The sequence below is a fragment of the uncultured Martelella sp. genome (assembly GCF_963677965.2).
GTDB classification, from domain to species: Bacteria; Pseudomonadota; Alphaproteobacteria; order Rhizobiales; family Rhizobiaceae; genus Martelella; species Martelella mangrovi.
Genome location: NZ_CAXXFM010000001.1, coordinates 1,297,673 through 1,312,427 on the forward strand (window position 1 = coordinate 1,297,673; position 14,755 = coordinate 1,312,427).

The window sequence follows — 14,755 nt, forward strand, 5'->3', positions numbered from 1 at the left end:
AAAAACCAGTTGACGCCGCCGCCAAAGTTTGGAATACACCGCGCCACGGATGGGCGTGTAGCTCAGCGGGAGAGCACTACGTTGACATCGTAGGGGTCACAAGTTCGATCCTTGTCACGCCCACCATCCAATTTCATGACTTGTGAGGGCTTTCGCTAACCGCGGAGGCCCTTTTGCTTGGCGGCCTGCGGGTTTGCCGAACGCGCTTGCCGTCACTCATCTTCTGGCAAGCAAAAAGTACGCATGGCGCAATATCCGCCCCTACGCCCTTGGTGTGACGTCATCCCGCAAATTTGAATCCGCTGCCAGGTTGCGCCCTCCAACTGCAGGTCCTGGCTTCGAAGCGTTCGGTACGGCCGTAATCACGGTCACGCGAAGGGATGTGGCAGTAAATTTTGCCAGACGCTCAGGGAAATGCCTTGAATTTGAAGACCAAAACCGAGTAGCTTAACGACCATATTTCGTTGCTGATTATGCTCACCCAGCTTGTTCATCTACTTATTGATTTAAACGCCATCTGCTTCAACACACAGGTTAAATTCGGCCGAATGGAAAACCCTGATGTAAAAGTATGAGAATACTGCATAGGATTTTCGTATCTTACTGACCTATAAATTTGAGAGCACAACATGAAAATCGCTGTTGCCGGTCTCGGCTATGTCGGACTTTCCAATGCCATCCTGCTTTCCCAGAAACACAACGTCATCGCTGTCGATGTGAACGAGGACCGTGTCCTTCAGGTCAATGATAAAAAAAGCCCCATAATCGATGCCGAGATTGAGGATTATCTGGCAAACCGTTCGCTCAACCTGACGGCGACCACGGACGCAGCCGCCGCTTTCAGCGACGCGGATTTTGTCATCATCGCAACGCCGACCAACTACAACACGGAAACGAACTATTTCGACACATCTTCGGTCGAATCCGTCATCAGCGCCGTCAAGGCCATCAACACCAAGGCAACCATCGTCATCAAGTCGACGATCCCCGTAGGCTTTGTCGAACGCATACGGCGTGAACTCGAGACGGATCGGATCATCTTTTCACCGGAATTTCTGCGTGAAGGTCGTGCGCTCTATGACAATCTGCATCCTTCCCGCATCATTGTCGGAGAACAATCCGAGCGGGCGAAGACGTTTGCAGACCTACTGGTCGAAGGCGCGATAAAAAAGGACGCGCCGGTACTGTTCACCAACCCGTCCGAGGCGGAAGCGATCAAACTGTTCGCCAATACCTTTCTCGCCATGCGTGTCGCTTACTTCAACGAACTCGATAGCTATGCCATGACCCATGGAATGGACACCCGCCAGATTGTTCAGGGAATCGGGCTCGATCCAAGAATTGGAAGCCACTACAACAACCCCTCATTCGGTTATGGTGGCTATTGCCTGCCGAAGGATACCAGGCAGCTTCTGGCAAACTATTCGGAAGTGCCTCAGAATCTCATCCGCGCCATCGTCGATGCGAATACCACGCGCAAGGACTTCATCGCCGAGCGTATCATCGCGTTAAAACCGGAGACCGTCGGCATCTACCGCCTAGTGATGAAGGCCGGTTCGGACAATTTCCGCGACTCCTCCGTTCAGGGCATCATGAAACGGATCAAGGCCAAGGGCATCCGCGTCATTGTGTTTGAACCGGTCCTGAGCGAACCGGAATTCTTCCGCTCGCCTGTCGTCAACGATCTTCAGGAGTTCAAGCAGGCAGCGGACGTCATCGTCGCCAATCGCATCACCGACGAGATACGGGACGTCACGGACAAGGTTTTCACGCGCGACCTTTTCGGGAATGATTGATATTCAATAGCAATAATTGCCGCCTCCGCAGTGGCGTCTTTCACATGAAGTTTAGATCCGCCGGGAACAAGGAAACTAAAATCAATTGCTGGGCTACATATTTCCAGAACATATCTGAGTGGCCATAAACTTTAGGAAACATAAAGTCTGCGAGCAGACAAACGCGCCATTAACTGCTTGCGATATGTCCACGACCTGTATTCATGCGTGGCGCAGGTCACGTTGTCGAAACGGCCAGACATCCCCATCGTGGATTACGAGTAACGCACCGCACCCTCTCCACAACGCGATACAACGTGAAATCGCTCGCGCCGCATGAAGTCGTTCCTACCGCCAAAATGCAAGCATCGGTAAAAACCTGAACGAAGCCACTGCTCCGCTCTTCCCGCCAGAGCTACCTATCGTAGTAGTCACTCGAACTGTAGGCGTAATAGGAACCGTAGCTATTCCCGTATCCATAGCGCCTCATTCCCGACGCGCTTATCTGGTTAAGCACCAGTCCATCGATCTCCGCGTGAACAGAATCGATCATATTCAGCGCTTCGGAAAGCTGGGACCTGCTGGTTTGGTTCCACTTCACGACGACAACGACCCTGTCGACTTGTTTGGCGACAATTCGGCTGTCAGGCACGATCAGGACAGGCGGCGTATCGATAATGATGTGGTCATAGCGTGAGCGAAGCTCCGTCAGCAAAGCGCTGAAGTTCGGAGAAGAAACGATATCTGCGGCATTGGCCGTTGACTTGCCGCTGCCCAACACGTCGAATCCAAATTCGGCATTGTGTTGAACCACTTCATCAATTGTCGCGGTTCCGTTCAGGACCGACATCAACCCCTTTTCCTGGTCGATATCGAAATACTCTCCGAGTGCACGGCGCCTGATGTCGCCCTCCATCACAAGCACCCTCTTGCCAAGACCAGTCATGTTCAGGGCAAGAGCAAGAGAAATAGAGGTCTTGCCCTCTCCTGGAAGCGACGAGGTTACCATGATAATTTGCGGATCGGAATCGGCATCGGAAAGCAGTATCGACGTCCTGAGATTGCGGATTGATTCAGCTGCCGCCGATGTCCCGTGCTCATGAAAATAAGACAGGAGTTTCTGGCGACGATTGACAGAAACGAGTGGTATCTGCCCCAGGACTTGTTCTCCTGTCGCCTGCTCCAGTTCCGGCGCTGTATGAAAGACGCGGTTGCGGACCTCTCTCAGCAGGGTTATCCCAGTTCCCAGTGCCAGCCCTAGGGCCAATGACACAACAAGAATGAGAGGCTTCCGCGGCTCGATGGGGCCACCCGGAACAACAGCCTCGGCGATAATGCGGCTATCGGGCTTCTGAATGCCCTGCTGCGCCGATGTTTCCTTCAGCCGCCCCAGAAAATACTGATACAGCAAGCGGTTCGCTTCCGCTTCGCGAGTGAGCTGCTGAAGTTGAATGAGCTCCTGACCCTGACGCTCGATCTGTCCGCTCAGCCGCTCCTCCGAGTTCTGCAACGCCGTGAGATTGGAGCTCTGACGCGTTTGGTTTGCCTGCGCGTCGGAAATGATCGCACTGTAAGTCCGATCAAATTCAGCAGCATCGGCAGCGTTGGAAGGCGCCGTTGCCGCCAGCTGCTCCAGCCTGGTGTTGCCCGAGACGGCGGCTTTCTCGCTGAAGCTCTCGGCATTTTGCAGCATCGCCAGCCGAGCGGCAGCCTCACGCGCATTCGAGCGCGTGGATTCCAGCCTGTCACGAACAGAGCTCAACTGGCGTTGCAGGCCTGCAAGAACCTCTGGCGTGATCATCGGATTTGCCGACTGGAACTCACTGACCCTGACTTCTGATTGCTCAAGATCCTGCTGAAGTTGGCCCACCTGGTCGGTCAACCAGACAATCGCCTCCTTCATGCTCTCGCGCTTAACGTCAATCTGATCCTGCACATATTGCTGGGCGATGGTATCGGCAATAAGAGCAGCCTTCTGCGGGCTTTCCGATGTGACCGTGATGTTGAACACAGAGGTCGTCGGCAGGTTGCGCACATTGAGGTGCGCGCGAAGAGAACTGATCACGGAATCACGAATAGCCCGATCCATGGCTTCTCTATCAGAGGCAGAAGTGTCACTCTGCTCGTTTGAAAAAAACCATGATGAGATAGTGGACCTGATGCGTGCTTTCAAAGAAGGCGTTCTCAAACGTCCGTTGAATTCAGGATCTTCTATCAGGTCAAGCTCGTCAACGACATCACCCAGCAAGACACGGGACTGGATGACCTGGATTTCCGATCCAATGGCGTTGGAGTCATTACTCAGTTCGCCGACAACCGACGGGAGATCGACAATCTGTCCGGTCTGATTATTGCGCATCACCTGCGCGGTCGCACTGTATATCGGCGTTGCCACATTGTAGGCGTAATAGGCGCCTGCCAGCATGACGACCAAGCCGAAGGCTAGAATGATGAACTTGTCCCGCCACAGAGCACGCAGAAAGCGAAGATCGATAACAGCTTCTTCACTATCTCGGGAATGAGAAGCACTTCCGGCGTGCGAATAATGTTCCATAGACATAGGTTGAACGGGACCTTTTGTTATCGTTCGCCTGAAAAGATAGACATTCACAAAGGGCGAAATGTAAAATTCAGAATTTTATCTTGAACGCGAAATTTCTAGAAAAATCAATGACGCTTTATGTTAATGATCAACAAAATCAAGTGAGTTTGAGGCCTGTCATCTCTTCAAGCTTTTTTAGCTTTCCCTGCTTATCCGGGATCTCTCCAAGCGCCCTGTCAAATTCCAGCGCTTTGGCCCCAACGAGGAACCGATACCAGAAGCCCTGCAAAAAGTGATAGATTAAGCCCTCTTTTCCGTCAAGAAATCCAAGCTGAATGAAATAGCGATAAAGGAAATAGCCAAGAGGGCCACACCAGAACGGCATCCGGTTATAAATGTCTTCTTTGATAAAACGCTTGATCCCGGCCTGTCGGGAACCATCATCACGGCTCAGTTCCTCACGCGCAAAAAGTTCATAGCGTTGGTTCAGAATATCTACCGCCTCACGGGTGGCATACTTGTTGTGCTTATCGGTGAAGAACGTCAGATCGTTGAGGTTGTGGTCTGAAAAAGCATTGTCAAAAGTAACTGTCTGACCGCCCCAGACAATGATATGCTCGTCCATCCAGCGGTTTTCGATGCGGCCATGCCCACGTCGCCAGATCCGCGTAAGGATGAGTGGGTATCGCCCTCCGTGACGTATAAAACGGTCTAGGAAGATATGCCGGCGCTTCAGATTGACTGCGACCGTTTCAGGGCCGAGTTCAGGAAGCTTCATATTGATTTCATCGACAAGTTCGGGATCGAAGACCTCATCTGCATCCATACGCATGATCCAGTCTGCGGTGATCGGCGCATGATCCAGCCCCCATTGGAATTGAACTGAATAATTCGTCCAGGGATTCGATAGTACGACCGCCCCTTTTTCCTTCGCGATCGCAACTGTTTTGTCGTTGGAAAAAGAATCGATAACAAACACCTCGCTCGCAAACGAGGCGACGCTGTCGATGGCCCGGCCAATGTGCATTTCTTCATTGTACGTGAGAAAAAGAACGGCAAGAGATGAGGTCATGGGCTCTGATCAGGTTCTGAGAAAACGGATAAAGTAACTGGATACCTCGCAAAGCCACGCATCAAGCAACCTCGCGCTCGAACCTAGGGCGCGCCTTGATCGGCTCGGCCGGATTGCCTCGATAAACAGTCCAGGGTGCGAGTTCCTGAAAAGCGGCCGCGCGGGCGGCAAGCACAGCGCCCTCTCCCAGCTTGACGCCCGGTGCGACAAAAGCTTCGGCACAGACCCAGGCATTGTCCTCTATGACAATCGGCTTGGTGAAGAGCTGAAACGAAGGATGCTTGATGTCATGGGTGCCCGTGCAAAGATGCGCGCGTTGCGAAACGACAACGTGGTGGCCAATCACGACCTTGTCCATCGAATAGCAGATCACCCCCGGACCTAAAGACGCGTAGGCATCCATTTCGAGGTTGGCAGGATACCATATTTTCGCCGAGCCATAGACCCGGGCGGTCGGATGTATTTTCGCCCCGAACAACCGAAGAAGCCACACCCGTACTCCATTCGCCTGAGGAGGCGTCCACGACGCCAGCAAACACCAGGCAAGCCCCCAGGCCATTCTGGTTAGGCGATGTTGGAGACTGAAGGTCGCGCCCCCTTTGAAAGGGTCATCGACTTCGGCATTCTTGATGTCTTTCATGGTTTCTCCGTCAACTTAGAGGGTAATCAAAGACAAGGAGATTTTTTCCAGCAATGCTGTTGTATTCGGCGATTTCTGAACCGGTCATCTCTTTTCTCCAACGCCCAACGGTCGCTGGAGTGATTGGCTGAGCAAGGCGTTGAAATGCCTTTTCTGAGACCCGCCAATCCTTTTCTGCGCTGGAGGGCACCAGTTGTTTTTTCAGATCAACGGGTAAATCCAGGAAATTCATAATGCGTGTTAACCCTGCTTCAGCATCGCTGGTAAATTCCTCATATTTTACAACGAGAATACGATCGTTTTCACCAAGCAGCTTGCGAACGGGATCTATACAGGAATTAAAGTAGCGAGCATGTGCTTTCACGCTGGAAGCCTGGGGAATGTTCTGCGCGGAGCGTCCCGAGCAAAACGTGTCCCGTCCATCGCGAACGGCCAGTATGATCTTGGAATTTGGAAGATGCTTCAATATGTAGCTTAAGTATCGCGCATGTTGAGGGGTCTTTTCGACATACCATCCTTCTTCAGGCATATCAGGAAAGGAGATTTCATGCAGTCTGGCAAAGAACCCCGCCAGCGAGCGACTTTCCGCAAGCGCGCGATTTACGAGCGCCGGCTCTGCATAATGCTTGAACCTTTCGACCTCGTAAATTGACCGCGGCGAAAAAATGTTGGTCTGGATCGGAAAGCCCCTCGTCGCCGGGTGATTTAGCAAAAGCCGATTCAGCAGCGTCGTTCCACTGCGGGGAGGACCGAGAACAAATGCAACCGGAATATTTGAAACTTCCGGATTCTTCCACCGACGGAAATTCTTCAAGATTTCGCCGGGATGAGAAAGGTAACGGTCGAAAAGTGGGTGTATCAGCTTGCTCACGAGAACCCCTTCCTAACTACCCGATGCTGGGTCGGCATGACTATTTTGCAGCACCGCAATTTCAAGACACGCCAACAAATCCTCTGCTGCCTGTTGCACGGAAAAATGCGCATCATAACAGGGTCTGGTGGCCGCGCGCATGGCCTGGACCGTAGAGAGATCGAGTTTCATAAAGCTGCGCAACATGCCTTCCGTTGCATCGACGGTGTCGTCCACCGCCAGTCCGGCGCCAGCCTTCACGATTTCGCGCCAGATATTGACTTTCGTAGAGATCAGCACCGGCGTGCCGGTCGAGAGCGCTTCGGCGACGACCAGTCCGAAGTTCTCCTGATGCGAGGGCAGGACAAAGGCGTGAGCATCGGCAAATGCCGCCGCCTTTGCCGCTCCCTTAAGCGGGCCCGGCCAGTGAACCCGTCCGGCAACGCCAAGCCGCGCAGACATCGCCTCCAACTCCACCTGCCAGCCCGTTTGGTCAGGTCCGGCAATGACGAGATCGACAGCAGGATAGTCGCACGCAATCCTCGAAAAGGCCTCAATCAGCTGATCGCAGGCTTTTTTGGGATGAACACGGCTCAAAAACAGGAGATACGCGCGCCCGCTGAGCGCCGGGAGTTGCTTTTTGAAAGATGCGCGACCCGCATCAAGTTCTTCAGGTCCGAGACCTTGATCGGAGGCACAGAAAGCCACAACGCGTTCCCGATATTTGGAATGCCCGACAAAAGCGCCCCTTGCCAAACGACACTCTTCTTCGCAGGTAAACAACACTGTGCTGGCTTCGCTGAGCATCCGGCCTTGCCAGAGCGTCCAATATGCCTGCTTGATCCAATGCTTAACCGGCTTGGCTTTCCGAAACCATGGATCCAGCATGCCGTGGGAAAAAATAACCCAGGGTAAACCAGCGGAGACGAGGGCGGCATGGCCTGAGATGGTCGCCTGGTTCCAGAGACCGTGGACAACCGCGACATCAAAATTGGACGCAAGCTCAGCGATTTTCTCGGAAAAGCCGAGGGCTCTGGCAGGTATCCTGCTTCCAGGCCCTGTGCCGAAAACAGGAAAGCCGAATTGCCGAATAAAGGCCGCGTTCTCCCGATCGAGCGTCACGAACACACTCTCATGCCCAAGCTTGGCATGTTCCGCTGCCATCACGCGCGCATATTCGACAGGCCCCCCCCCGTCCGGGTCCACAGACGCTATGAGGTGCATTATCCTCATGAAGCCCCTCCGTACCCGAAAATATCGGTTGTCTCACCCGACAATTGCAGGGCCGTGGAGTTTTTCTCGAAAGACAACCGAAAGCGCCATTTTTCAACTGTCTCTTTCGCATTCTTGTGAACGGAGGAGCCGCCTTTTCGTAAGAAGTCAGTCAGTTTTTTTGCTTTGACGTCGCCCCCACCATCACGACGTTTCAGGCTTTGCGCAAACGCACATGGGTGACGCAGGCAAAGCACGATTGCCAGCCCGTGATGCTTTTGCAGGAAATACCCGGAAAATGCGCGAAACGGATACTTGAACACCGCCCGCCATGGCTGCAACGCCAGAGTGAGGTTGGTCAGTCCATACTTGCCCGCCCGCAGGCTGTCCGACCGTGACTGAAACCGGCCTATCCGGCTAAACGTCGCCGTCAACAATCTTCGACCAAACATGAAACCGATCAGCCGATCACGCACTTCCCGATAGCAACAGTCATCATAACACACGCACCAATGCTCTTGCTCTGCACCGACCGCCGGCTGCGCATTGAGCGGCTCATGCACCACGTGACACTCTGGAGCCTCGCTGAGAATCTGCCCCATGAGGGTATTCATCGAATAATGCGTGCCGGTCACGATGACCGGCATGGAAAAGAGCCTCTGCTTATCCGGCGCCATGAACATACTCCGATCCGGGAAGAGAGGGGCGCTGCGGCAAGTCCGCTGGCATTCCGGTAATATTTGCCACGGCGCGGCAGAGCTCGGTAACATCTCCTCCCATCGCCGCTTGCGAAGCCGCCCGCGCCATGCCCTCCCAAAGCGCACGATTTTCCGAAAGCCCCCGCATGAAGAAACTCATTCCCACGGGATTATCGGGCTCGACGACAAAACCATTCACGGCGGATCTGACGAGCAGGTCGCGAGCCCCGGCATTATCGGAAAGTATCACCGGAAGGCCCGCAGCCTGGGCCTCGGGCACGACATTTCCGAACTGCTCCTCCAGACTGGGAAGAAGAAGTGCGAGCGCGCGCGATAGATGACGCGAGACCTCTTCGGTCTGAACGAAACCCGTGAAGCGGACATAATCAGCGATACCGAGACGTTCGGCCAGCCCCCGCAGGCTCTGCTCCTCCGGACCCGAACCGCACAGAACGAGATCGCGCGCGGGTTCGGTGGTCGAGGCTCTGTAGTGCGCGTAAGCCTCCAGCAACATTGCATGATTTTTCTTGGGCACGAGGCGTGCGACACACAGGAAACAGCGCTCGTCAAAGGGTGTCCCGCCGGGCGCCGGATCCTGTCCCGAGAGCGTGCGGATCCGCTCTATCGAAACAGTATTGTATTCACCCGACAGCTTTTCTGAAGGAACCCCTAGAAAGCGGAAATAATCGATGGACCGGCGACCTGATGCGATACCGCCCTGATACGGAAGGAACATCAAGCTTTTCAATGCCTCCTTGCGTGCGGAACGGGGCTTGTCGTCGAACTTCGAGCAGCCCATCGTGTAGACTTTCGAACCTGTCAGCCGAAGCCAGATCGCAAACAGGAAGATCGCCGTCACATTCCAGTGACAAAGGATATAATCTCCACGCCCGAGTTTTCTCGCCGCTGTGATCAGCTTCCACAACAGCTCCCCGGTCCCGAGAGCACTCAAGTCCTTGTTCTGAAAAAGCGTGAGCTTTTCAAATCCCTGATCGTCAAAACCACGCCAGTCATAAGTATCGCTTCTGCCGCAAAGCTCTATACCCACGACCGGCCGGCTGGCACCGAATACCTCGGTCAACGCGCGAAGCCGGTCCTGATGCAGAGGGCCGAAATTGTCCCACAAAAGCGCAAGGGTTCTGGTTTTGGCCATCAGCCCCCCTCGTTCATGGCTGACGCGACATCAACGACCGTAAAACGGCGTCTGCCGCGCTCGGAGGCATCGACTCCCACCAGTGTGCCGGCACGATTCCAGCGCGGATGGAGGTCGCATTTCAGATCGCTGTCACCGGACCCAACGTCGTGTTTGAAGTTTAGCAGGTCAATACGCCTTTGGCGCGCCACCTCGACGAGCATCAAGGGCGTGTCGCCTGTCTCTGGATGCGGATACTCGTCCACGATCATCCATTTCCGATCGGGTGAGATCATAGGATGACCATCCTGCGGCAGAGTTCCGGCCATGAACGGCGTCCGCTCGCCGGTTTTGGTTGACATCAGGAAATAGCTCTCGTTCAGGACCATGCCCTTGAGCCTTCCCCGGAATTTCCGGGCTATGTTGACGAGTGGCCGTACGAATGGCGACGCCAGAAGACCGGACTTGCGCGCCGCAGCGAGGCCCTTGGAGCCCTTGCGCATCCAAATGACGATATTGTCCTCGTCGATCCAGTCGAAGTGGCTAATCTTCTCCTGAGCCAGTAGTTTCAGATCACGGCCATCCGCGGTGGCCGAATAGATCAGCGAGTAAAGCGCGTGATCCTTGGAGAAGAAACGCAGCATGAAGACAATGCGCGTTCCTTCACGATTGAACGAAACGTGGGTCACGAAGACCTTCGTGTCCGCAGATACGGAATTTTCGGAGGCGGAAACCAACGCCCTGATCGAAAAGAGCAGCTGCCGTTCCCCGGACTCCAGGTCGATCCGCCAGAGGCCGTCGTCCTCAGGCTGGGCGATATCGTCAGCCGCGCTTTCAAAGCCCGAATAGCCATATGCTTTCCAAAGAGCACCCAGCCGGCCGAAATTCGGCGCCATTGCATAGGTGCCGCACGGCGCTATTGATCCGACCGCATGCGGGAGTTGGCGGCGCTCACCGGTCACCAGGTCGACGATCTCGCAGCCAGGCTTGTCGCCCACGCGCTTGTTGTAGAGAAGCGTCATCTGCCGACCGGGCACCCACATTGCGCGCGCTCCCTGCTGAAAGTTCCAGCAGGTTGTTTCACCGACAACATCGATAGACCCGCTGGCGTAATCCCAAAGAAGGATTTCGGCGCGATCTTCAGGTCGCGGCATACGGCGAATATCCGGATCTATTCTGTGCAGGAGCAACCGCGTGTCATCAGGGCTCCATGGCGACACATCATGGAATCCGAAAAAATAGGAAGCGTCATCAGGCGCCTTGGCCAGCACCCGAACTCCGCCCCCCCTTTTTTTGCCAGAAGACTCGCCCGCCCAATCCGGCAATTGCGGAAGGTGTCCCGGATTGATCTTGTCTCTAATCCTGCTCAGGGTCGCATCGGGATGGATGATCATATCCAGGCGCTGGCGAAGCCGGCGGGCCTTCATGTCTGCATCCGTGCGATCGCGCCCCATGACCTTGCGAAACATCCGCTCGTGGTTCTGCCTGCTGAGCGCAGCATGGCGTTGACTTCCGGTGATGCTTTCGGGATGTATCACAAAGGCTGACCAGTCGCCCGGCACATGCCGCAGCGACATACCTGAGAGCGACATGTCAAGCAGAAGCTCGGCGTCCCAACTGGTGCGGTTGTCGACGTTGAAGCCGCCAATCCGCCGGAAACTGTCCGCCTTCCAGAAAGTGGATTGCTGCAGGACGAGCGCCCGACCATTGACAAACGACCTCGCCGTGAACGGCGTTGAAATGACACGCCGGGTGGCCTTTCCATGTGCATCGGTCATATAGCCATCGCCATAGATGCAATCCGCATCCGGCATGCGTCCTATGGCCGCCGCTGCCTGCTCCAGGGCACCTTCCAGGAAAAAGTCGTCCGCGTTCATATAGGCGAACCAATCCCCCGTGGCCCGCTCGAACCCCTTGTTAAGCCCGTCAGCGGGACCGTTGTCCTTTTCCCTCAGAACAATAAGCCGCGGATCGCCCTTGGCTTCGTATTCGGCCAAAATCTCGGCCGTCTCATCAGTCGAGCCGGGATCGATCACGATATATTCGATATTTCGATAGGACTGTTCGAGTACACTTTCCATGCAACGGCGTAGAAAACGACCCTGATTCAATGCATTTGTAACAATAGAAATCTTCATGAAAACTCTTTTATAGGTTCTCTCTAAATCGAGAGGGTGACCGAATATTTTGCGCAATTATAGTGCAGGCGATAACAACATAAATCGGAACAAAGATACGTTGAGTCAAACCAAATGGCGAGAACAATATATTCCACAGAATCGCTATCATCGGCACCAAAAATATCGGCGAAACTGTTTTATAGCCGAACGCGCCTGCCATAATCCCCTGAAAGACAACAAAGAAAATATAAATCCAAAACCATGCCCCTAAAATTCCGTTATTGACCCAAGCTCCGAACAAAAATGAGTGCGTTGGAATGAGTTCACTTCTATTAACAAAATTCGCGTTCCACCGAATATTTTCGCCTTCCAGCTCCCGAAGCTGGAAGTACTGCATACGCAAATCCATATCCTTGGCATAAGAGCCGAACCCCAAGAGCGGCTTCTCCGCAATGGCTTTGAGCGAAATCAACATTTCGCTTCGTCCGCCAAGTAATACGCCTAGGTCGCCTTGAGTTTGCATGATGTATTTATCTTTTGTTTCCTGCCCGAACATGCCTGAAATCACCGCCGATCCATAGACTTTTTCAGCTATCGGATAGATCAGGATTGACATTATCACTATCAAGCACGCGATTCCGATACGGGCATATCTTCCTAAACCACCAAAACTGAATACAGAAGCGCCTCCAGAAAGAAAGCATATGAGAAAAAGGGAACGCGCATTCAGAGCAAGGTGCACGAGGCTGAATAGCATGGTAAAAATACCCTGACTTTTCCTCGTCCGTAACCACCTCTTTAGGACAATCAGAGTCAGTATCATTACCGACATCCCAGTGCCGAATTTCCACTGTATTCCAAAAAAACTACCGCCAAGACCATCTATATTCAAAATATTTTTGATAATCAGAGCAAAAGACGACCCAACAAGCGCTGCGGTGGCTCTATCGAGCCTACCGTCGACCAGAACGAAGAAAACGAAGAAATAACCCGCCAGCGTCCATAATGCCGCCTGAGTGCGAATGATGTCGATAAAGCTACTGTGTGCACGGACATCGGAGACGATTGCGGCAATAATCCACATCCCCACGAATAGTAATATTTTTCCTAAATATGCCTGTTTCTGCAAATTAAATCGATGTGGATTAAAAATCAAAATTGGTATCAACATCAAAAGAAGGACATCGGAACCAAGTAACGTACCAATCAGAGGCAATCGTATAAAAGTCAATAACGGCAAAAAAAAGCAACATAACATCTCAAATGTAATGTAACTTTTTTTTACACGAAATTCATGGAAAGGCATCACAACTTGCCGATATCTGATTGCCATTAGGCTATCTTTCTTTTTAGAAACCGGCCCATTTTTCTGATTTCATCAACAGGCGGCGTGACGAGATTGCCCAGATACTGCCTGGTGGAAAGTTTAAGGAGCGATGTGGTTGCCCGAATTGTTAGAACGCACATCGCCAGATTGGATAGAACAACCGAACTTGCTACGCCAAGATTGCCAATGATTTTACCAAGCAGCACAGCCAAGGCTATACCTACAATCGAGATTACAAAAAAGCCCCAGACAATCGGCCTATGTTTGTTGGATCCCAAGCGAATCGAACTTGCTATACTCCATAACCCTTCAAGAAATGACGCGGATAGCAATAGCAGGAAAAGCGGCATGACATAATCTACCCGCCCATGCGTCCAATACCTAAAAAATATGCCTCCGAATAACATGAGCGGAATGCCCATGGTGACGGACATCCAGAACGTTATCCGGGACAGTCGCATCAATAACCTTCCAAGAGCAGGAATATCTTCGTCCCGTTGCAGAAGTCCCGCTTCAGCCCTCAACGGTCTGACAAACATCTGCAGAACGGTTGTTACCATTCGTGCAAGAGTTCGATGCGTGCTGAACACGGCAACAGCCGCAGCCCCAACGATCGTGCCGACGACAACTGTAAGGCCTTGGAGCGAAAGCGCATAAGCAAGCGGCATCAGCATAAACTCCAAGCCGATCAGCATATAAGGGAACAACTTCTCTTGCCTTCGCTTCAGGATTGCAAAAGACGGGGGGAGCGAAAGCGTCTGAAGGACCACAACGCATGTTGCATATTCGATGCAGCGTACCGCCAAATTGAGCATAGCAACCTCGACAGGCGTCGCCGAATAAAAAAATACCAGAAAAAAAGTTGCAATAATTCGACCATATGCACCGGCCGCCCTGATCAACAGCCCTATATGAAACAGCTTGCGCACCCGCAGTCCCGCAACAAGGGCAGCGTTGTTCATCGAGACCAGGGCAGCCAAGGCCAGGGCGAGAAAGGTCAGGGTCGCTTCACGAGGCGAAAGAATAGAAAGGTGAAGCCAGCGGCTGAGTGGCAACAATATAGCCGCCAAACAAAAAACGAGAAAGAGGAGAAGCGACCAGGAAGTGAAGGCTGCTGTAAATTCTCGGAAAAACCTTACAACATTCTCTTCGCTTTCCTGGGAGGCACGACGTGCAAGCTCGTTCGATCCAGCCTGAAGAAAGCCTAAATCCGACATGGCAAAATAGACAGGAATAGCGCTTATCAGCAACCATTCTCCATATAGATCAACGGACCACGCCGAAAGAAGGATGGGGACGAGAAACAGCTGCTCGGAGGTTTTTGCCGTTAGCGTCACGGCATTGGCTCCGCTACCCTTGATGATACGACGGAATACTGACACTTCGT

11 protein-coding genes and 1 tRNA gene are annotated in these 14,755 nt (G+C 53.1%); 2 read left to right on the top strand and 10 right to left on the bottom strand.

Annotation, left to right across the window (positions count from 1 at the left end; translation table 11 throughout):
• The first annotated feature begins 51 nt into the window (after nucleotides 1–51).
• A tRNA-Val gene (locus ACHZCU_RS06230) sits at nucleotides 52–126 on the top strand.
• Between the two features lie 503 nt (nucleotides 127–629).
• Nucleotides 630–1,796, top strand: a complete 1,167-nt coding sequence (locus tag ACHZCU_RS06235) for a nucleotide sugar dehydrogenase (protein WP_319518079.1) — start codon at nucleotides 630–632, stop codon at nucleotides 1,794–1,796.
• A gap of 394 nt (nucleotides 1,797–2,190) precedes the next feature.
• Here ACHZCU_RS06235 and ACHZCU_RS06240 read toward each other — a convergent pair whose 3' ends face one another.
• The 10 genes from ACHZCU_RS06240 to ACHZCU_RS06285 all read right to left on the bottom strand — a co-directional run bounded on the left by ACHZCU_RS06240 (nucleotide 2,191) and on the right by ACHZCU_RS06285 (nucleotide 14,750).
• Nucleotides 2,191–4,335: a polysaccharide biosynthesis tyrosine autokinase gene (locus tag ACHZCU_RS06240; protein ID WP_319518080.1), complete on the bottom strand. Its 2,145-nt coding sequence runs from the start codon at nucleotides 4,333–4,335 to the stop codon at nucleotides 2,191–2,193.
• A 139-nt stretch (nucleotides 4,336–4,474) separates the two neighbouring features.
• Complete coding sequence (locus ACHZCU_RS06245; RefSeq protein ID WP_319518081.1) at nucleotides 4,475–5,389, bottom strand: glycosyltransferase family 2 protein; 915 nt, start codon at nucleotides 5,387–5,389, stop codon at nucleotides 4,475–4,477.
• 61 nt (nucleotides 5,390–5,450) lie between these two features.
• The gene (locus ACHZCU_RS06250; RefSeq protein ID WP_319518082.1) at nucleotides 5,451–6,029 is read right to left on the bottom strand and encodes a putative colanic acid biosynthesis acetyltransferase; all 579 of its coding nucleotides are present in this window, start codon (nucleotides 6,027–6,029) and stop codon (nucleotides 5,451–5,453) included.
• A gap of 10 nt (nucleotides 6,030–6,039) precedes the next feature.
• On the bottom strand, nucleotides 6,040–6,900 hold the full coding sequence (locus tag ACHZCU_RS06255) for a sulfotransferase (protein ID WP_319518083.1): 861 nt from the start codon (nucleotides 6,898–6,900) through the stop codon (nucleotides 6,040–6,042).
• Nucleotides 6,901–6,912: 12 nt separating this feature from the next.
• Nucleotides 6,913–8,112 carry a glycosyltransferase gene (locus ACHZCU_RS06260; protein WP_319518084.1) on the bottom strand — a complete coding sequence of 400 codons (1,200 nt, stop codon included), beginning with the start codon at nucleotides 8,110–8,112 and terminating at the stop codon, nucleotides 6,913–6,915.
• Nucleotides 8,109–8,768 (bottom strand): hypothetical protein, encoded by a 660-nt coding sequence (locus tag ACHZCU_RS06265; RefSeq protein WP_319518085.1) that lies wholly within the window; start codon nucleotides 8,766–8,768, stop codon nucleotides 8,109–8,111. Before ACHZCU_RS06265 ends, ACHZCU_RS06260 begins: the two co-directional genes overlap by 4 nt.
• Nucleotides 8,755–9,942, bottom strand: coding sequence for a glycosyltransferase family 4 protein (locus ACHZCU_RS06270; RefSeq protein ID WP_319518086.1), 1,188 nt, complete (start codon nucleotides 9,940–9,942; stop codon nucleotides 8,755–8,757). The genes ACHZCU_RS06265 and ACHZCU_RS06270 overlap by 14 nt, the downstream gene beginning before the upstream one ends.
• Entirely contained in the window at nucleotides 9,942–12,059 is a 2,118-nt protein-coding gene (locus ACHZCU_RS06275; protein WP_319518087.1) for a glycosyltransferase family 2 protein, read from the bottom strand. The genes ACHZCU_RS06270 and ACHZCU_RS06275 overlap by 1 nt, the downstream gene beginning before the upstream one ends.
• A gap of 10 nt (nucleotides 12,060–12,069) precedes the next feature.
• Nucleotides 12,070–13,374 carry a hypothetical protein gene (locus ACHZCU_RS06280; RefSeq protein WP_319518088.1) on the bottom strand — a complete coding sequence of 435 codons (1,305 nt, stop codon included), beginning with the start codon at nucleotides 13,372–13,374 and terminating at the stop codon, nucleotides 12,070–12,072.
• The gene (locus ACHZCU_RS06285) at nucleotides 13,374–14,750 is read right to left on the bottom strand and encodes a hypothetical protein (protein WP_319518089.1); all 1,377 of its coding nucleotides are present in this window, start codon (nucleotides 14,748–14,750) and stop codon (nucleotides 13,374–13,376) included. The genes ACHZCU_RS06280 and ACHZCU_RS06285 overlap by 1 nt, the downstream gene beginning before the upstream one ends.
• Between the last annotated feature and the right edge of the window lie 5 nt (nucleotides 14,751–14,755).